We start from the raw sequence: 20,505 nt of genomic DNA on the forward strand, positions 1-20,505 counted from the left end.
GGTCAGATCGGCGCGGGGTTGGTTTTCTCTGTGATCCTCCGTGTTCTTCGTGTTCTCCGTGGTTCAAGATTCAGGGTTTGCAAATGCCTTCCAACCCACACACCCCGGCGACCGCACAAGGAGCACGCCATGTGGTGGAACAAGCGCAACACGACGCAAAGCACGACCGGCCAGCAACGCCGTCCCACGAAGGGATCGTCCCTGATCCTGGCGTTGGAGCCACGCATCATGTTCGACGGCGCGGCGGTCGCTACCGCTATCGACCGGCCGCATGCTGAAGCGCCGATCCGCGACAGCCGCGCCGACCCCACGTCCGCCAGCGACGGCGCCGACCACAGCGCGGTCGCCCCCGCCGCCGTGCTGCCGCCGCAGGCCGAGCCAGCCACGCGCAACGTGCTGTTCGTCGATGCCCGGGTCAAGGACGCCGACAAGCTGCTGGCCGATCTCAAGCCGGACACCGAAGTGGTCTACCTGCGCGCCGACCAGGACGGCCTGACGCAGATGGACACCTACCTCGCCGGCCATCCCGGCGCCCAGTCGGTACAGATCCTGGCCCACGGCTACAGCGGCGACCTGTGGCTGGGCAGCAGCTACCTCTCCGCCGAGAACCTCAACACCTATTCCGATAGCCTGGCGCGCCTCGGCAACAACATGGCGCAGGGCGGCGACATCCTGATCTACGCCTGCAATACCGCCGACGGCGAACGCGGGCTGGCATTCGTCGATGCCCTGGCCGCCGGCACCGGGCGCGATATCGCCGCGTCCAGCAACCGCACCGGCGCCGGTAGCGACTGGGTACTGGAAGTCACGCGGGGCAGCATCGAAACCACCTCGGTGCTGTCGGCCCAGGCCGAGCGCGGCTACCAGTACAACCTGGCCACCATCACCGTCACCAGCAGCGCCGACAGCGGCGCCGGCACATTGCGCAATGCCATTGCCAGCGCCACCGCCGGCGACACCATCACCTTCAGCAGCGGCATGACCGTCGGCCTGAGCACGGGCCAGTTGCTGATCAACAAGAACCTGACCATCGACGGCGACCTGAACGACGACGGCGTGGCCGACGTGACGGTGGACGCCAACTACAACAGCCGCGTGTTCAGCATCACCGGCGGCACGGTCAAGCTGGACGGGCTGGTGATCACCCGCGGCCTGGTCAGCGGTGCCGGCGGCGATTTCAACAGCCTTGACGGCAAGGATGCGCTCGGCGCCGGGATCAGCGTCACCGGCGGCACCGTCACCATCCTGCATTCGTCGCTCACCGGCAACGTGGCGGCAGGCGGCGGCGGCAATGGCGGCGGCAGCGGCTATGGCTACGGCGGCGGCGGTGGCGGCGGCTTCAATGGCAAGGGCGGCGCGCGCGGCGGCAACTATTCGGCAAGCTATGCCGGTCAGACTGGCGGCGCCGGCGGCGGCGGTAATGGCGGCGTCTATTCCGCCGTCGCCCAGGCCGGCAAAGGCGGCACCACCGTCGGCGGCGCCGGTGGCAGCACGGCACCTGGCTTTTCGTCCGGCGGTGCCGGCGGCAGTGCCGGCACCGTCGGGGTCGGCCTCATCGGTGGTGGCGGCGCTGGTGCCGCCGCTTCGCTGGCGCCTGCCGTCGGCAAGGGTGGCAACGCGGCCGGTGCCATGTTCATCGGCGCTGGCGCCACGGTCTACCTGGGCTCCACCACCATCAGCAGCAATGTGGGCGCGGGCGGCGGCGGCGCGGGGTCATCGCAGATCGGTGGGGTCAACGGCGCGAATGGCGGCGATGGCGTCGGCGGCATCCTCAACCAGGGCACGCTCAAATACGAAAGCGGCACCGTCAACCTGGTCAGCGGCCAGAACAACTACGGCCGCGGCGGCAGCGGCGGCGGTAACCAGAATGGCAACGCCGTTGGCGCAGCCGGCTACGGCACCAATACCGGCAACGAAAACCTGCGCAACAGCGGCGCGGGCACGGCGGATTCCAGTTGGAGTTCCAACGCCGTGCCGGTGATCGCCAACCTGCATGGCGACAGCGTCAACTACACCGAAGGCGCCACCCCGGTGCTACTGGATGTGGGTAGCAACGCCAGCGTCAGCGATACCGACTCCACCGACTTCAGCGGTGGCAACGTCACCGTGGCGATCACCGCCGGCCGCGTGACCACCGAGGATCTGCTCGGCGTGCGCAACCAGGGCACCAGCGCCGGCCAGATCGGCGTCAGCGGCAGCAACGTCACCTATGGCGGCGTCACCATCGGCACCCTCGCAGGCGGCAGCGGCAGCAACAATCTGGTGATCACGCTCAACGGCAACGCCACGCAGGCTGCCGTGGCCGCGCTGCTTCAAAACCTCACCTACAGCAACAGCAACGGCGGCGCCATCGGCACCGGCACCCGTTCCGTCAGCGTCACCGTCAATGATGGCGATGGCGGCACCAGTACCGCCGCCGTGGTCAGCGTCGGCATCACCGGCGTGAATGATGCGCCCACGTTGAGCACCACCGGCGGCACGCCCACCTTTACCGAGAACGGCTCGGCAGTCAGCCTGTTCAGCGGCACCACCATCGACACCATCGAAGCCGGCCAGACCATCGACCGCCTCACGCTCACCGTCACCAATGTCGCCAACGGCAGTGCCGAGGTGCTGCGCGTGGATGGCAGCGACGTGGCCCTGACCAACGGTAACTCGGTCACCACCGCCACCAACGGCATGACCGTCACGGTCAGCGTGTCCGGTGGCACCGCCACCATGGTCATCGCCAAGACCGGCGGCATCGCCACCAGTGCGGCCGCCACGCTGGTCAACGGCCTCACCTACAGCAACACCAGCGACGCGCCGGATACCACCGCCCGCGTGGTCACGCTCACCGGCCTTCGCGACAACGGCGGCACCGCCAACGGCGGCGTGGACAGCAGCACGCCCGGCCAGAGCGCCACCGTCTCGATCAGCGCCGTGAACGACGCACCCACGCTGTCGGGCGGCCCGTATACCTGGACCGGCACCAACGAAGACACCACCTCGAACGCGGTCACCGTCTCCAGCCTGCTCGCCAGCACCACCCACGCCGATGTCGATGGCCCGGCCAGCGGCATCGCCATCACCGGCAGCACCGGCGGCGGCACCTGGCAGTATTCCACCGACGGCTCCACCTGGACCGACATCGGCACTGTCTCGAACGGCGCCGCGCTGCTGCTGTCCAGCACCACGCAACTGCGCTTCGTGCCCGACGGCCTGAACGGCAGCACCGCCGGCCTCACCTTCCGCGCCTGGGACCAAAGCGCCGGCAGCGCGTCCACCAACGGCACGCGCAGTACCGCAGACACCAGTACCAATGGCGGCACCAGCGCATATTCCACCGGCACCGCGCAGGCCACGCTCAGTGTCTCCAGCGTCAACGACGCGCCGGTACTGGCGCCGACCTCGCCCACCCTCAACGCCCTGACCGATGGTGACACCAATAATGTCGGTCAGGCCGTTTCCAGCTTTGCCGGCGCCAACATCAGCGACGTCGACCCCGGCGCGGTGAAGGGCATCGCCATCACCGGCCTGAACAGCGGCAACGGCACTTGGCAATACAGCGTGGACAACGGCGCCAGCTGGCAAGACGTCGGCGCGGTATCGGACAGCGCCGCGCTGCTGCTGCGCAGCACCGACCGGATCCGCTTCCTGCCGGACGGCGTCAACAGCACCAACGCCAGCCTGACCTACCACGCCTGGGATCAGAGCGGCGCCACCGCCAGCCAGCAGGGCAGCAAGGTCGATGCCAGCGGCACGGGCGGCAGCACACCGTTCTCGGCCGCCAGCGACACCGCCAGCGTCACCGTCACCGCCATCAACGATGCGCCCATCGTCACCACCAGCGGCGGCAGCGCCGCCTTCATCGAGGGCGACAACGTCGCCTCGACGCCGGTAGTGATCGATGGCGCCATCAGCGTGTCCGACCCCGATTCGCCGCTGCTGTACAGCGCCAGCGTGGCCATCACCGCCAACCTGCAAAGCGGCCAGGACGTACTGGGCTTCACCAACAACCCCGCCACCATGGGCGACATCACCGCCAGCTACGACAGCGCCACCGGCCTGATGACGCTGACCTCGGCCAGCGGTGCCAGCGCCGCCCAGTGGCAGGCCGCACTGCGCGCCGTCACCTTCAGCAACGCCTCGGACACCCCCACCACCGGCACCCGCACCATCAGCTTCACCGTGGACGACGGCGCGGCCACCAGCAGCGCCGCCGTGCGCTCGGTGACGGTGACCGCCACCAACGACGCCCCGCTGGTCAGCGTACCCGCCAGCCTCACCGCCACCGAGGACACGCCGTTCCCGGTGGTCGGGATCAGCTTCTCGGACGCCGATGCCGGCAGCGGTAGCGTCACGGTCACCCTGTCCATCCCCAGCGGCGCCCTGTCCGCCAGCAGCGGCGCCGGCGTCACCGTGGGCGGCACCACCAGCGCGCTGGTGCTGTCCGGCTCGATCAGCGACATCAATGCCTTCATCGCAGGCGGCAACGTCAGCTTCCTGAGCCCGGCCAACAGCACCGCCAGCGTCACCCTCACCGCCAGCATCAACGACAACGGCCTGTCCGGCGGCACGCCCAAGAGCGATAGCGACAGCGTCAGCATCACCGTGACGCCAGTCAACGACGCCCCGCACATCAGCGCGCCAGCCAGCATCGGCGTCACCGAGGACGTAGCCCAGGCGCTCACCGGCATCAGCTTCAGCGACGTGGATGCCGGCAGCGGCACGATCAGCGTGTCGTTCAGCGTGACCCCCGGCAGCGGCACGCTCAGTGCCATCGCCGGCGCCGGGGTGGCGGTCAGCGGTTCGGGCAGCAACCAGATCACCCTCAGCGGCAACCTCACCGACATCAACGCCTTCGTCACTGGTGGCGCAGTCAGCTACACCACCGCCGCCAATGCCACCGGCAACGTGGTGCTGAGCATCGCCATCGACGATAACGGCAACACCGGCAGCGGCGGCAACCACACCGACAGCACCACGCTAACCCTGACCGTCAGCGCGGTAAACGACGCCCCGGTGAACAGCGTGCCCGGCAGCCAGACCGCGTTGCAGGATATCGACCTGGTATTCAGCAACGGCAACGGCAATGCGATCTCGATCGCCGACGTGGACAACGGCGGCGGCATCGTGCGTGTCACCCTCACCGCCAGCAACGGCCTGCTCACGCTGAGCGGCACCACCGGCCTGAGCTTCGTCGTCGGCAGTGGCAGCAACGACGGCACCATGACCGTCGAGGGCACCATCGCCGACCTCAACAACGCATTGGCCGGGCTGGTGTTCAGCCCCACCGGCGGCTACTACGGCCCGGCGTCGCTGCAGATCACCACCAACGACCTGGGCCTGACCGGCAGCGGCGGCGCCCAGACCGACAGCGACACCATCCTGATCAACATCGCCCAGCCCAACCCGTCGATCACCGGCGTGGCCGGCGCCAGCCTGGACGGCACCTACAAGGTGGGCGACACCGTCAACATCACCGTCACCTTCGACCAGGCCGTCAACGTGAGCGGCGGCGTGCCCACGCTGCTGCTGGAAACCGGCGCCATCGACCGCAGCGCGGTCTACGTGAGCGGCAGCGGCAGCAACACCCTGACCTTCGCCTACGTGGTGCAGGCCGGCGACATAGCCGCCGACCTCGACTATGTCGGCAGCGCCGCGCTGGGGCTCAACGGCGCCACCATCGACAGCGTCAGCCTGGGCAACCCCGCCTTCACCACCCTGCCCGGCATGGGTACGCCGGCCAGCCTGGCCGGCCACAGCGACCTGGTGATCGACGGGGTGGCGCCCACCGTGGTCAGCGTGACCGCGCCGCCACCCGGCACTTACATCGCCGGCCAGCCGCTGGACTTCACCGTGCACTACAGCGAAGCCGTGGTGGTCGACACCAGCGGTGGCACCCCGCGCATCGCCATCACCCTGGACAGCGGCACCGTCTACGCCGACTACCTGTCCGGCTCGGGCAGCAGCGCGCTCACTTTCCGCCTGGTGGTCGGTGCCGGCCAGTTCGACACCAACGGCGTGGCGCTGGGCAACAGCGTCGCCGCCAACGGCGGGGTGGTGCGCGATCTGGCGGGCAACGCCCACGTGCCGGCGCTGAACGGCCTGCCCAACACCAGCGCGGTGCGCGTCGATGCCGTGGCACCGAGCGCCAGTGCCATCGTGCGCGCCGACCCGTCGCCGGTGGGCAGCGGCAGCGTGCGCTTCACCGTCACCTTCTCCGAGGATGTCAGTGGTGTGGATGCCGCCGACTTCGCTCTGGCCGCCACCGGCAACGCCAGCGGCACCATCGGCTCGGTCACCCAGCTCGACGCGCACACTTACGTGGTCCAGGTGGACGGCATCGCTGGCGACGGTACCCTGGGCCTGAACCTGAAGACCAGCGGCACCGGCATCGCCGACATTGCCGGCAACGCGCTGGCGGGCGGCCTGACCGGCCAGCGCTACGCCGTGGACGGCACCGCCCCGGGCATTCTCGACGTAACCGTACCCAACAACGGCGCCTACAACGCCGGCGACGTGCTCACCTTCACCGTCAATGTCTCCGAAGCCACCGTGGTCGATACCGCCGGCGGCACGCCGCGCTTGGTGCTGGATGTCGGCGGCCAGACCGCCTACGCCGACTACGTATCGGGCAGCGGCGGGACCGCGCTGGTGTTCCGCTACGTGGTCGGCGCCGGCCAGAACGACGCCGATGGCCCCACCGTGGTCGCGCTGGACGCCAACGGCGGCAACCTGCACGACAGTGCCGGCAACGCGCTCGACACTGCGGTATCGGGCGTGGGCAACACCAGCGGCATCGTCATCGACACCACCGCGCCCAGCGCCACCGGCATCGTCCGGCTGGACGCCACGCCAGTGACTGGCACCACCGTGCGCTACACCGTCACCTTCTCCGAGATGGTTTACGGCCTGGACGCCAGCGACTTCAGCGTCACCACCACCGGCAGCGCCAAGGGTCAGGTGCAATCGGTCACCCAGGTGGACGCCACCACCTGGACCGTCACCGTCGGCGGCCTGACCGGCACCGGTCAGTTGGGGCTCACCCTCAACGCCAGCGGCAGCGGCATCTCCGACCGCGCCGGCAACAATCTCGCCGGCAATGCCCAGGGCGACGCCTACGAACTGGCGCAGAGCCTGGTGCCCACGCCTGCCCCGGTCCCCGCCCCGGTACCAGCTCCCGCGCCATATACCCCCACCTACTTCGCGCCTAGCGCGCCACCGGTCACGCTCAACCCGATCGATGGCGGCGGCATGCTGGTGGACGCGCCGACCCTCAACCCCACCGGCGGCGCTGCCGGGCTGAGCGTGGTGGCACTGACCGGCAACCCGTTCGCACCGGACCCGCTGGGCAGCAGCAACACCACCTTCGCTCCGAGCGAAGCGCGTAGCGGCTTCATCGATATCGGCAGCGGCAGCGGCACCGGGCTGCAAGCCATGCCCGACATCGGCGACTACGCAGTGCAGGCAGGAGAGCGCGTCAGCATCGCCCTGCCGACCTCCACCTTCACCCACAGCGAAAAGGGCGTGGAGATCAGCGTGGAAGTGCGTCTAGCCGATGGCCGCCCGCTGCCCAACTGGCTGAAGTTCGACCCGGTGACCGGCACCCTGAGCGGCCAGCCGCCCAAGGGCCTGAACCAGAAACTGGTGATCGAAGTGATCGCCCGCGACAACAAGGGCAACCGCGCCAGCAGCCATCTCGACCTGACGGTGAAGAGCGACGCCCAGCGCGGCGCCGACGCCGGCCATGCGCCAGTGCAGGTCGCCAGCGTGGACGCCGCGCATTGGGCCGCCCTGACCGGCGGTGACACCCCGGTCGGCAAGCAGGCGCTGGCGCAGCAGTTCGACCAGTTCGGCCGCCCGGCCCGCCAGGCCGCCGCCGATGCGTTGTTGCATCACCTGCAACACAGCCGGGAGGTGGTGGATGCCTGACGGGGTGGGGCGAGCTTTGGGCGGCTCGGGCGCTTGGTTTGCGCTTGAGCCGCGCGGTGGCTGGGTGATGGCAGTGGTGGCGGCTGCAACTGCCACGACCTTAATCGCCAAGCGCCTGACGGCGCGGCTGCTTGACGCCCTCAACGGCCGGGCGGGCCGGTTCATTTCTTTTGCTTCGCCAAAAGAAACGAACCAAAGAAAAAGCCGAGCGACGCTTCGCTCTGCATGGCGCGTCGCTAAGCGGCAAGCCGCTAAGCTTTGGCGGTCACCTGCATCCGCGCCCCTTCGGGGCACCCTCGCTCCAGACAATCGAGCGGCGGCTGCGGAACTCGCGCGCAAGCGCGCTCAGACAGTCCTCGCCGAAACCCCGCCCGCTTGTCTTCCTCTCGGCGCTGCTGAAGGGAACCCGGCAGACCATCCACTCCCCCGACCCCTCGCCTTGAAGGCAAGAGGTGACGTGTGCGAGTGCCTGCGGGTAAAAGCGGCCGCATTGACAATTCGGGCGCTCGCAAAACTCGCAAACCTTGATTTCGTTTTTCCGATCCGCTTGGCACTCAACGGCCTTGCCCCCGTTACGTGGCGCCGAGGAGTGGAGGGAGACCTTAGGCTCCCGACCGACGTAGGGAACCCCGGAGGGGCGCAGACGCGGGCGGCCTTTTCTTTGGTTCGTTTCTTTTGGCCGCGCAAAAGAAATGAACCGGCCTGCCCGGCCGCTAAGGGCGTCAATCGGTCGCGCCGCAAGGCGCCTGGCGTTTCGGGCATTGGAATGGAAGTCGGCTGCAACATCGCAGCCCGACCTCCGCCCTACAGCCCGTAGCCCTGGCTGGCCAAGCACACCAGAACCGCAACAAAAACCAAGAACACGACAGGGCATCGCCGCCCCCGCCACCCCACTCAGAAAGGACATCACCTTGCAGCAGCCCCGCTTTCGCCGCGCCACGCTCGCGGCCCTGGTCTCCGCCGCCCTGCTTGCCGGCTGTGCCGTCAGCCCCACCCCGATCCCGCTGGAAGAACGTCAGGCCGATCTCGCCCGCCAGCGCAGCGACATGTTCGCCGACCAGGAACCGATCCAGGGCGAAGTCACCCTGGAAGACGCCATGGCGCGCGCGCTCAAGTACAACCTCGACCATCGGCTCAAGCTGATGGAAGAAGCCCTGGCGCAACGCCAGCTCGACCTGGCGCGCTGGGACATGCTGCCCAAGCTGACCGCCGATGCCGGCTACTTCTGGCGCAACAACGAGTTGGCGTCGTCCTCCAAGGACTACGTCACCGGCGAGCAATCGCTGGTGCCGTCCACCTCGTCCGATCGCATCCACGACACCGCCGACCTCACCCTGTCGTGGAACGTGCTGGACTTCGGTGTCAGCTACTACACCGCCCAACAGCAGGCCGACCGCGTGCTGGTGATGGGCGAGCGCCGCCGCAAGGTGGTGCATCTGATGATGCAACAGGTGCGCCAGGCGTACTGGCAGGCACTGGGCGCGCAACAGCTCGACAACAAGGTCGAGCCCATCCTCAAGCTGGCCCAGCAGGCGCTGGACGATTCGCGCAAGATCGAGAAGGAAAAACTCCAGCCACCGCTCGATACCCTCAACTACCAGCGCCAGTTGCTGGATATCCTGCGCCAGCTCGAAGCAGTGCGCGACGAACTGGCGCAGGCCAAACCGCGCCTGGCGTCGATCATGAACGTGGCACCGGGCACGCCGCTGCAACTGTCGGTGCCGTCCGACTTTGCCACCCCCTTGCTGCCGGTCGAGCCGGGCCAGATGGAAGAAACCGCCCTGCTGCACCGCCCCGAACTGGTCGAAGCCGGCTACAACGAGCGCATCGGCCTGCTGGAAACAAAAAAGGCGATGGCCAAGTTGTTGCCCGGCCTGAACATCGAATTCGGCAGCAACTACGACAGCGACAGCTACCTGGTGAACCAGAGCTGGCGTGACCTGGGCCTGCGCGTGAGCTGGAACCTGATGAACCTGCTCAACTACAAGAACATCCGCGGCACCGCCCAGGCGCAGTACGAAGTGGCGCGGCAGCAGCACCTGGCGCTGAACATGGCCGTACTGACCCAGGTGCACGTCGCCTACCGCGACTACCAGGGCCGCAAGCGCCAGTTCGAGTTGTCCGACGAAATGAACGAAGTCGACCAGCGCATCCTCACCCACACCCGCAACGCCGCGCGTGCCGATGCCCAGGGCAAGCTGTCCGAAATCCGCGCCCAAGCCAGCGCCGTGATGTCCGAGCTGCGGCTGTACCAGAGCTTCGGCGCGATGCAGAACGCCTACGGCCAGATGCTGGCCACGCTGGGCGTCGATCCGTTGCCCGAGGAAGTACGCGCCCACGACCTGGCAACACTGCGCGGCGCCATTGCGCAACGCGAACAGCAACTGACAGCGCCGGCCAAGGTGGGGACGAAGTAATGATGTTGTCGAAGTTCGCGCCGACGCTGGCCCTCCTGGCCGCGTCGGCGACGGTGGCCGTGGCCGCCCCCACCGCCGCCCCTGCCAAGCCGGCGGGCAAACCAGCCGCCTCGCCCGCCGTGCCCGGCAACTTCGCCGGCGCCGACAAGGATGGCCGCATCCGCACTCAACTGGTCGCGCGCGAATCGGTGGTGATCTCCAGCGAAATCAACGCCAAGATCGCCCGGCTGCCGTGGAAGGAAGGCGACAGTTTCCGCACCGGGCAGGCGCTGGTAACGTTCGACTGCTCGCTGTTCCAGGCGCAGTTGCGTAAAGCCGAGGCCACGCAGGAGGCGGCACGCAAGCTGCTGGACACCAACCGCCGCCTGGCCGAGCTGAACTCGGTGGGCAAGCTGGAGGTGGAGCAGGCCGAGGCCAAGGTGAAGGAGGCCGCCGCCGAAACCGCCTACATGCGCACCACGGTGGGCAAGTGCGTGATCCCGGCGCCGTTCTCCGGCCGTGTCGCCAAGCGAGTGGCGTCGTCGTACGAATTCGTCACCTCCGGCAAGCCATTGCTGGAGATCGTCGACACCGGGGCGCTGGAATTGCAGATGATCGTGCCATCCAAGTGGCTGGCACGGATCAAGGTGGGCACGCCGTTCACCGTACAGGTGGACGAACTGGGCCAATCGTATCCGGCCCAGGTGATCCGCATCGGTGCCCGCATCGACCCGGTGAGCCAGACCATTTCCATCACCGGCCGCATCACCGGCAACCACCCCGATCTGCTGCCGGGGATGAGCGGCTGGGCAGCGTTCTAGGGCCTTGATGAATCTGGGATCTTCCGCAGTCAACGACGTGGCATCAGGCCCCCGGCAAAGCCGGGCGCTTCGACGCCGGTGCGTACCAGCGCCGGCTCTCCCTGCTCCATTCCTACGCCCCCGCCCTCGCCGCCGCGCCTTGGCATTCATCCAGCGCTCCCGCCAAGCCCCCGCCCGCAAGCCCCTGGCAAAGCCAGGGGCGTCACACGGTTTGTCTGCCAGTCACGGCGCTTCCTGCTATATCCCGCTCCCCCCGCCCTCGCCGCCGCGAGGGGGCCTCGCTGCGCTCGTGCGGCCTGGGCGCGGCAAGCAAGCACGGTGAGGCTGATGTCCGCTGAAACATTGTTCGAGTCCACCATCCCTTCATGAACCCGCAACCGCCCCAACCCGCCCCGCCCGCCGTCGGCGCGCTGCTGACCCTGGTGCAATTGGAGCGCCGCGCGCGCGAGGCGGCCAATGCCGAGGCGCTGGGCTTCGTCATGGTCAACGAGACGCTGTCGCTGGTGCCGTACCGCCAGGCCGTGTACTGGTCGAATGCCGGGCTGGGCCACGTGGCAGCGGTGTCCGGCCTGCCGCAGACCGATCCCAACGCGCCCTACCTGCAATGGCTGGCCCCGCTGTGCCGCGCCTTGCAGAAGCAGCACAGCACCCCCGCGCCGCTGGATGCCACCAGCGCACCCGGCGACCTGGGCGAAGACTGGGCCGACTGGCTGCCGGCGCAGGCACTGTGGCTACCGTTGACCGATCGCGCCGGCCAGATCGAGGGCGGGCTGCTGTTCGCCCGAGACACCCCATTCAGCGAGCACGAACAGGCGGTGCTGCTGGAGCTGACCCATGCCTACGGCCACGCACTGGCTGCGTTCCGTCCCGGCGCGTCGCCGCTACAGAAACTCAAGCGCGCGCTGCGGCCCGGCAAGCTGCAAAAACGCATCCTGATCGGGCTGGCCGTGGCCTGTCTGGTGCCGGTGCGGCTGACGGTGCTGGCACCGGCTGAAGTGGCCCCGCGCGAACCGTTCCTGGTGCGCGCCCCACTCGACGGCGTGATCGAGCGCATCTTCGTCGCGCCCAGCCAACCCGTCGCCGCCGGCGCGCCGTTGTTCAGCCTGGACACCACCACCCTGCAAAGCCGCCGCGCCGTGGCGCAGCGCGCCTACGACACCGCGCTGGAGGAATACCGCCAGTCCGCCCAGTTGGCCGTCACCGAAGACGATGGCCGGCTGAAGATGGCACAAAGTCGCGGCGAACTGGATCAGCGCGCGCTGGAGCTGGAATACACCGCCGAACAGCTCGACCGGGTGCAGGTGAAAGCCGAGCGCGCTGGCGTCGCCGTGTTTGGCGACGTGACCGACTGGCAGGGCAAGGCCGTCGCCATCGGCGAAAAAGTGATGCTGCTGGCCGACCCCGCCAAGGTGGAACTGCTGGCGCAGATGCCCGTGGCCGAGCAGATCCGCCTCAAGGTGGGCGACACCATCACGCTCTACCCCAACGCCAGCCCGACCGAATCCTACGCGGCACGCATCGTCAGCGTGGCCTACGCCGCCGCCGAGACCGACGAAGGCGTGCTGGCCTACCGCGTGCGCGCCCAGTTCCTCGATGGCGAACATCCCCGCCTCGGCCTGCGCGGTACCGCCCGCCTGCCCGGTGGCTGGGTGCCGTTCGTTTACTACGCCCTGCGGCGGCCGTTTACCTTGGCGCGGCAGTGGTTGGGGTGGTGATGGTGCGGGGAATTGTCGGGGCGACTCCCGAAACCTTGGCTGCATTGGATGCGGGTTGCTGTACGCCGTCAGTAATCGGGCTGGCCGAAACGCCGCGCTCCGATGGCATGGGCAATTTGACGCCAACAGTAGTCGGAGAGGCTCGAATACCACCCCCCAAACGCCGAGCGCCTGCGGCGCGGGTGTTTGAGCGCTCAACCGCCGCGCGGGCGGGTTCATTTCTTTTGCGTCGCCAAAAGAAACGAACCAAAGAAAAGGCGACCCGCGCTTTGCGCCCCTCCGGGGTACCCTCAGTCGGTCGCGAGCCTAAGGTCTCGCTCCACTCCTTCGGCGCCTGCGTAACGGGGGGAAAAGCCGTTGAGTGCACAGCGAAGCTGGGAAAAAAGCATCGGACAAAAGAAGGCGCCGACTTTCACCCGGCATACTTTCACCTTCGGGTAAAAGTTTCGCAGCACTTCGCACACGTCTCCCCTTCCCTTCAAGGGGAGGGGCCGGGGGTGAGGATGGTGTGCCCGAGTTCCGCAGCCGCCGCCTCGATTGTCCGGCGCGAGGGAACCCCGCAGGGGCGCGTATGCGGGGCGGCCTTTTCTTTGGTTCGTTTCTTTTGGCCGCGCAAAAGAAATGAACCCGCCCGCACGGCGGCAGAGGGCGTCAATCAACCCGCGCCGCAGGCGCTGACAGGGGTCAACGCAGTTACAGTTGCAGTTGCAGTTGAAAACGCCACAGCAACCCAACTCCCGCTTCAGGAGCAAGCCTGAATGCTCCCCCCTCTCCGTCAGGACCTCACCCTCCACCCCGGCCCCGCCGACCATACCGGCGCGCCGACCTGGACCCTGCACGACCCGGCCGCCAACCGCTTCTACCAACTCACCTGGCCCGCGTTCGAACTGCTGTCGCGCTGGCGGCTGGGCGAGCGTGACGCCATCCTCGATGCCGTGGCGCAGGAAACCACCCTGCGGGTCACCGCCGACGACTTCGATGCGCTGTACCTGCTGTTGACCCGCCACCACCTGCTGATCGCCTGGCGCGCCGACGACAGCGCGCGGCTCGGCCAGGCGGCCGCGGCGCAGCGCATGTCCAAGGCCATGTGGCTGCTCAAGCACTACCTGTTCTTCCGCCTGCCGCTGCTACGGCCGATGCCGCTGCTGCGCCGCCTGGCGCCTTACACCCGCTGGGCGTATACCCCAGCGTTCTGGTGGAGCGTGGCCGGCGTGGCGCTGCTGGGGCTGTACCTGGTGTCGAGGCGATGGGATGAGTTCACCCATACCTTCTCCGCCTACGCCGGACTGCAAGGGCTGTTGGGAGTGGGTATCGCACTCAGTTGCGCCAAGGTGCTGCACGAGTTCGGCCACGCGCTCACCGCCTATCGCTACGGCTGCCGCGTGCCGACCATGGGCGTGGCGTTCCTGGTGATGTGGCCTGTGTTGTACACCGACACCAACGAGGCATGGAAACTGATGCTGCGTGACCAGCGCCTGAAGATCGGCGCCGCCGGCATGGCGGCCGAGCTGGCATTGGCGGCGGCCGCCACGCTGGCGTGGAACTTCCTGCCCGACGGCCCGCTGCGCGGCGGCGTGTTCCTGCTGGCCACCAGCGCCTGGCTGCTGACGCTGGCGATCAACGCCAGCCCATTCATGCGCTTCGACGGCTACTTCCTGCTATCCGACTGGCTGAACCTGCCCAACCTGCACGACCGAGCCTTCGCCCAGGGACGCTGGTGGCTGCGCGAGGCACTGTTCGGCCTGGGCGAGCCGCCACCGGAGCCATTCGCACCCGGCCGCCGCCGCTTCCTGATCGCCTTTGCCTTCGCCACCTGGCTGTACCGGCTGGTGCTGTTCTTCGGCATCGCGCTGACCGTCTACCACCTGTTCTTCAAGGCGCTGGGCCTGCTGCTGATGGCGATCGAACTCGGCTGGTTCATCGTGATGCCGGTGCTGCGCGAACTGACGGCATGGTGGCGCCAGCGCGACGTCATCGGCTGGAACCGCGCCACCCGGCGCAGCGCCTTGCTACTGCTGGCGCTGCTGATCGTGCTGCTGGTGCCCTGGCGCGGCGAAGTGCGCGCTCCGGCGATGCTGGGCGCGGCACAGAGCCAGGCGCTATACGCGGTAGAGGCCGCCAAGGTGCGCGGTGGCGCCGCACGGGAAGGCCAGCGGGTGCAGGCAGGTGAGTTGCTGGCGCAGCTCGATTCGCCCGAACTGGATTTCCGCCTGCACGCCGCCCAGGCGCATGAACAGCAGATGCGCTGGGAAGTGGAGCAGCAGCCTTTCGCCAGCAAGTTGCGGGAGGAAGGCGACGTGCTACGCCGCCGCTGGGCCGCCGCGCGCGAGGAAGTGGCGGGGTTGCAGGCGCAGATCCAGCGCTTGCAGGTACGGGCACCGTTCGCCGGGCGCGTGGTCGAGTCCAATCCGTTCGTGGTCGAAGGCGCCTGGCTGGCACGCGGCGAAAAGCTGTACCAGGTACTGGGCGACGGCGGCGAGCTGAAGGCCGAAGCCTTCGTCGGCGAGAAGGACCATGCGGCACTGGCAGCAGCGCGGGGCGGCGTGTTCATCGCCGACCAGCCGGAATTCGGCGCATTGCGTTGCCGTCGTGCCCTGGCCGACGAAGTGAACATTGGCGCGCTCAACCAGCAGCCGGCGTTGGCCAGTGTGCACGGCGGCCGGGTGCCGGTGCTGCGCACCGCGCGCCATGACCTGGTTCCTGTCGAGACCACCTACCGGGTACGACTATCGCAATGCGACAAGCGCCTGCTGACCAGCGAACTACCCGGCGTGGTGCTGCTGCAACGGCAGCGCCACAGCCTGGCCGGCGACGCCTGGACCACGCTGCTGGGGCTGTTCCAGCGGGAACGTGGGTTGTAAACCCTTGAAACCCCACATCTTGGAACCAAGAGGGCACAGAGGCTCACAGAGAAAACCAAAGGAAAAGGAACGGTAGGAAGAAACAACCAAAGCGCGCCATCTGTTGAATAGATCCGCTCCCACTTGCACCTGCCTGCCTTCTCTCCTTCGCTGGTTTTCTCCGTGGAACTCCGTGTTCTCTGCGTTTCAAGATGTGGGGTTTCGAGGTTTTAGCTGTTGCCCTCCCTAATATCGCCCCCACCACAGCAGGTGCGCACTATGTTTCAGGCAGGACAAGTCGATGCGTCGCCGGACGAGGCTGGCATCGCTTCATCGGGTACTGGAACAAGGAGATCGGTCATGGATAGCAGCGAAGCAAGGCAACGCGCGCTGGTGCTGGTGGACAAGCCCTCGATCGTCATGATGCTGGGCACCGTCGATGCGCAGGGCGCGCCGGAGATCAAGGCGATGGTGAAGATGCGCAACGATGGTCTGCGCCGCTATTGGTTCTGTAGCAACACCTCGACTCGCCGCGCCGAAGTGCTGAAGCACAACGGCCGCTCCTGCCTCTATGCCTACGAGTACGCCCCCGACGCCGAGCCGCTGGTGTGCCGTGGTGTGATGCTGGCGGGGACGGCCGAGCTGTCGTGGGACGACGATCTGCGGCGCTCGCTCTGGCAGGACTTCATGACGCTGTATTACCCGCAAGGCCCGCTCGACCCCGACTTCGTCGTCGTCCAGTTCACGGCGGAGCGCGGAAACTACTACGAAGGCCTGGAGAACGCGGATTTCACGGTCTGACCGTGCCAATGCATATGGAAATGTGAAATGACGTCGAGGTGGGCGGTACTTCTACCCTGACCGGCAATCAGGCTGTCTCTCCAGGCGCTTGCCCTCAAAGAACCTCGTTTCACTTTCACGTTTCCTACGCATTCACCCGATCATCCCGCCTTCCTTGGCAAGCTGGAACAGCACCACATCGTTCGGAGCACCCAGCTTTTCCATGGCCGATTTCTTCTGTTGGCTGATCGTTTTCACGCTGCGGTGTACCTGCTGGGCGATGGTGGTCACGCTCATGCCGGTGAGGTAGAGGCGGATCACTTCGGATTCGCGCGGGCTCAGGGCGCTCCACTGGCTGGGGACATTGCGGTTGCCCTGGCTGAGCCGGGCGCTGCGGATGCCGCTGCTCAGGTAGGTGTCGCCGCGCGCGGCTTGCAGGATCGCCTCGATCACCTCTTCCAGCGGATCGTGCTTGTTCAGCACCGCCGAGGCTCCGGCTTCGATCATCTGGTCGACGAAGGCCAGGTTGTCCAGCATGGTCAGCACCACGATGTGCTGGTCTTCGGTCATGGTACGGCGCAAGCGCCGGATCAGCGACAGCCCGTCGGTCAGCGTGGGGTCGGGCATGTAGAAGTCGGTGATCACCACGTCGAACGGCAGGACCGACACCAGCCGCAGCAGGTCGCCCACACCGCCCGCCTCGCCCACGACGACCATGTCCAGTCGATTCACCAGCATTTGCGACAGGCCCATCCGCACGACCGGATGGTCATCGGCCAGAATCACCTGAATCTTGCTTTGCATCGTCGTCTCCTGTTTGAGTCAAGGGCCGGACCAGGGCGCGCAGTGCGTCGTAGGCCGGCGTTATCGCCATCAATCCCTGTTCGGCCACCTTCGTTTCCAGCGTGGCGCAGGCCTGTACCGCCGCCTCGTGCCCCATCACCGCCAGCGCGCCCTTGAAACCATGCAGCGCGGCGAGAAACGCCCGGGTGTTTCCCGCTGCCAACGCGGCATCCAGTGTGGCCAGATCGCGACGATAGGCATTCGCTACGGCGGCATTCATCCCGATCGACGGTGGCGGTGCCGGCGACAGCGCGACGGGCTCGCCCAGTTCGCGCAGCAGTTCGGCCAGCGTCGCCAACTTCAGCGGTTTGGTCAGCCAGCGGTCGATCCCGGCGCTCAGCGCGCTTTGCAGCACTTCGTGCTGGACGCTGGCGGTTATCGCCACGATGGTGCGATCGAAGCCCTGGGCGCGCAGGTTCCGCGCCAAGGTATAGCCATCCATGCCCGGCATTGCCAGGTCGGTGAGTACCAGGTCGCAAGGATGGTCGGCCAGCCAGCGCATCGCGGCCATGCCGTCGCTTTCGCCATGCGCCGCCTGCCCCAGCAGGCGCAACTGATCGCAAAGCACCTGGCGATTGACCGGATGGTCGTCCACCACCAGCACCTGGCGTCGCGACGGGTTGGGCGTAGCGGTAACCATCGCAGGCAGTTCAACGCCCGCCAGCACATCGACCAGCGCATCGCGCGCGTAGCGCGACAAAGAAATCGGCCGATGTCCGGTGGGACGCAGCGGGCCCAGTTGCGTCAGCACGATCGGCCGCTCGGGCGCGTTGGCGGGCGGGTGGGCGTGCACCAGCTCATCGAGCACCAGCGCTTCGCCATCGACCACCGCGTCGCCGGGTGCCAGCCAGCGTGCTTCGGCGCCGGTGTGACGTAGCCAGGCGACGAGATCGTCGCCCTGCTCGCGCAGTGCGCAGGCGACGGCGACGGCGCGGCCAGCCAGGCGGGGTTCCGGCTCCGGCTCCGCCGGGGCATCGCACGGCAGTAGCACCTGGAAACAACTGCCCAGGCCCGGTTCGCTCACCAGTTCGATCCGGCCCCCCATCAGCGCCACCAGCCGATGGCAGATCGACAGGCCCAGCCCGGTGCCGCCATGGGCACGGGTGCGGCTGCTGTCGGCCTGGACAAAGGGCTCGAACAGGCGCACCTGATCGTCGCGGGCGATGCCCATGCCGGTATCGATCACCCGCAGCACCAGCCAGGTACCCTGTTCGTCCCGGCGCCATTCGCCGCTGAGCACCACCTTGCCCTGCCCGGTGAACTTGATCGCATTGCCGACCAGATTGGACAACACCTGCGTCAGCCGGATGCGGTCCAGCGGCAGGGTACGCGGTAACTCGGGAACAGCCAGGCAATAGAGCTGCAACGCACGCGCGGCCGCCTGCGACGCGAAGTGGCAAGCCACGGTTTCCAGCAAGGACACCGGATCGGCCGGTTCGGGATGCAGCACCAGCTCGCCAGCTTCGATCTTGCTGAAGTCGAGTACGTCATCGATCACGGCCAATAGCGATTGCGACGCACCATTGATCTGGTTCAGCCGCTCGCGCTGGCCGGCGCTGAGCTGGCCGGCCCCCATCAGTTCCAGCCCGCCGAGCATGGCATGCAGCGGGGTACGGATCTCATGGCTCATGGTGGCCAGGAAGCGGCTCTTGGCCTCGTTGGCCTCATCAGCGGCGCGCTTGGCCTGGGCCAGCGCCGCCTCCACCGCCTTCTGCTGGGCGAGATCGCCCATGCCGCAGAGCAGTACCGGCTCGCCACGATAGAAGGCGCGCGCGAAGCGCACCAGCAGCGTGTGCCCTGCCACCGCCACTTCGTGCGAGGCCTCCGTCGATTCCGCTGCGCCGATGCGCTGTTCCAGCCTCCACAGCACTTGCGTCGCCGGCGGGCCAGCCACGCCGGGCTCGGTCAGCAACTCGACCGCGTACTCGTTCTGCATGACCAGGGAACCATCCGCGACACGCATCACCAGCAATCCCACCGGTGCCGCATGCAGCACCGAGCGATTGAAAGCCTCGCTTTCGGCAATGCGCTCGGCCTGCTGCGCCGCTGGTACCAGCGCCCGCCGCCACACGCGCAGGGAGGTCCAGATGGTCAGGCAGACCAGCATCAGGTACAGCGCCACGGAAAACGCCAGTTGCCAGGCGTAGGCGGCAAACAACGGCCCCAGCCGGTAGCCATGCAGCGCGCGCCAGCCCGAGACATTGTCCTGGTGGCTGATCAGCAACAGACCATGCGTCACGCGGAAATCGATCAGAGCCTTGAGCAGCGTGTCATGGATGGCGCCGGGGCCGAACTCCGGCAGCAGCCCGACCATGTTCGGATCACTGTGCAGGGATTCGCCACTGGCAGTGAACATGGCCAAATCGCCGGTCCGGTGTTTGAACCGTTGCAGATCCTCCGGGCGATCGGTGCGCACGCGCACCATCAGATAGCCCTGCGTGCGGGGCAATGGCATGTAGCAGACGATGCCCAGTTGCCTGTCGGGCACCTTGCCGGTCATCGGCCGCCAGCGCGGACGCGCCGAACGCAACGATGCGTCCTGCACCGACTCGAGCAAGGTGGTGATGACCGACGTGGTGGGCAAGGCCAGCAAGGTATCTTCCGGCGACATCGCGACGGCCAGGCCACCGTCGGCAGCAACGAAGTAGGTCGTGACACCGTCCGGCATGTGTCCCCAGTACTCCCCCTGAAACAACGCCAGCATCAGCGCGTCGTCCAGTTGCGACTCGTTCACCTGGCGCGAGGTGCCGGGCGTGAGCAGCAGGAAAGGTGTGGCCCAACGGAAGTCCAAGACCTCGACCCGCTGCGGTCCCGGCTGTTGCAGTTGCGCCACCAGGTTCTGATGGCGGTGGGGGCCGACCTGATAGCGATCGTCTGCACGCTCCACCAGCGCCGCACTCTGCGTCAGGAAGTACTCCACCCGTTCGCGCTGCTCCATGATCGAGTTGAAATGCGTCACGCTGTTCACCGCCAGCCGCCACACCGCCTGGTTGGCCAGCACCGACAGCATCACCGCCAGTGCAACGGTATAGAGCAACAGTGCCAGGCCGGTCAGCCCCCACAGCATTTCACGCGTCCAGCCGAGCGGCCGCGGCAGCGATGCGGGAGATGGCGTGGATTCGACCAAGCTGGGCACCTGAACAGGACGTGGACGTCGCAACGCGCGCAGCGATATAACTACTGGTTGTCGTTG

The 20,505-nt window shown here is 67.4% G+C and carries 8 protein-coding genes; 6 read left to right on the forward strand and 2 right to left on the reverse strand.

Annotated features, from left to right (window positions below; all coding sequences use genetic code 11):
* The first annotated feature begins 129 nt into the window (after positions 1-129).
* From FAZ21_RS02455 to FAZ21_RS02480, 6 genes are all read left to right on the forward strand, one after another.
* Complete coding sequence (locus FAZ21_RS02455) at positions 130-7,917, forward strand: DUF4347 domain-containing protein (RefSeq protein WP_136771681.1); 7,788 nt, start codon at positions 130-132, stop codon at positions 7,915-7,917.
* A gap of 911 nt (positions 7,918-8,828) precedes the next feature.
* Positions 8,829-10,334 carry a TolC family protein gene (locus tag FAZ21_RS02460; protein ID WP_136771682.1) on the forward strand — a complete coding sequence of 502 codons (1,506 nt, stop codon included), beginning with the start codon at positions 8,829-8,831 and terminating at the stop codon, positions 10,332-10,334.
* Positions 10,335-10,336: 2 nt separating this feature from the next.
* Positions 10,337-11,134, forward strand: coding sequence for an efflux RND transporter periplasmic adaptor subunit (locus FAZ21_RS02465; protein ID WP_246038451.1), 798 nt, complete (start codon positions 10,337-10,339; stop codon positions 11,132-11,134).
* A 365-nt stretch (positions 11,135-11,499) separates the two neighbouring features.
* The gene (locus FAZ21_RS02470; RefSeq protein WP_136771684.1) at positions 11,500-12,849 is read left to right on the forward strand and encodes an efflux RND transporter periplasmic adaptor subunit; all 1,350 of its coding nucleotides are present in this window, start codon (positions 11,500-11,502) and stop codon (positions 12,847-12,849) included.
* 758 nt (positions 12,850-13,607) lie between these two features.
* A complete protein-coding gene (locus FAZ21_RS02475) occupies positions 13,608-15,710 on the forward strand; it encodes an HlyD family efflux transporter periplasmic adaptor subunit (protein WP_136771685.1) in 2,103 nt (700 codons plus the stop codon).
* A gap of 339 nt (positions 15,711-16,049) precedes the next feature.
* On the forward strand, positions 16,050-16,490 hold the full coding sequence (locus FAZ21_RS02480) for a pyridoxamine 5'-phosphate oxidase family protein (protein WP_169307215.1): 441 nt from the start codon (positions 16,050-16,052) through the stop codon (positions 16,488-16,490).
* A gap of 132 nt (positions 16,491-16,622) precedes the next feature.
* Here FAZ21_RS02480 and FAZ21_RS02485 read toward each other — a convergent pair whose 3' ends face one another.
* Both FAZ21_RS02485 and FAZ21_RS02490 read right to left on the reverse strand, forming a co-directional pair.
* Positions 16,623-17,273 carry a response regulator gene (locus FAZ21_RS02485; RefSeq protein ID WP_136771687.1) on the reverse strand — a complete coding sequence of 217 codons (651 nt, stop codon included), beginning with the start codon at positions 17,271-17,273 and terminating at the stop codon, positions 16,623-16,625.
* Positions 17,239-20,439: an ATP-binding protein gene (locus FAZ21_RS02490; protein ID WP_136771688.1), complete on the reverse strand. Its 3,201-nt coding sequence runs from the start codon at positions 20,437-20,439 to the stop codon at positions 17,239-17,241. The genes FAZ21_RS02485 and FAZ21_RS02490 overlap by 35 nt, the downstream gene beginning before the upstream one ends.
* Positions 20,440-20,505: the final 66 nt, after the last annotated feature.

The organism is Chitiniphilus eburneus (genome assembly GCF_005048205.1).
Taxonomy (GTDB): Bacteria; Pseudomonadota; Gammaproteobacteria; order Burkholderiales; family Chitinibacteraceae; genus Chitiniphilus; species Chitiniphilus eburneus.

Excerpts from the sequence above, each read along its gene's own strand:
- FAZ21_RS02470 (WP_136771684.1), top strand. The coding sequence starts at position 11,500 with ATGAACCCGCAACCGCCCCAACCCGCCCCGCCCGCCGTCGGCGCGCTG.
- FAZ21_RS02475 (WP_136771685.1), top strand. The coding sequence starts at position 13,608 with ATGCTCCCCCCTCTCCGTCAGGACCTCACCCTCCACCCCGGCCCCGCC.
- FAZ21_RS02465 (WP_246038451.1), top strand. The coding sequence starts at position 10,337 with ATGTTGTCGAAGTTCGCGCCGACGCTGGCCCTCCTGGCCGCGTCGGCG.
- FAZ21_RS02485 (WP_136771687.1), bottom strand. The coding sequence starts at position 17,273 with ATGCAAAGCAAGATTCAGGTGATTCTGGCCGATGACCATCCGGTCGTG.
- FAZ21_RS02455 (WP_136771681.1), top strand. The coding sequence starts at position 130 with ATGTGGTGGAACAAGCGCAACACGACGCAAAGCACGACCGGCCAGCAA.
- FAZ21_RS02480 (WP_169307215.1), top strand. The coding sequence starts at position 16,050 with ATGGATAGCAGCGAAGCAAGGCAACGCGCGCTGGTGCTGGTGGACAAG.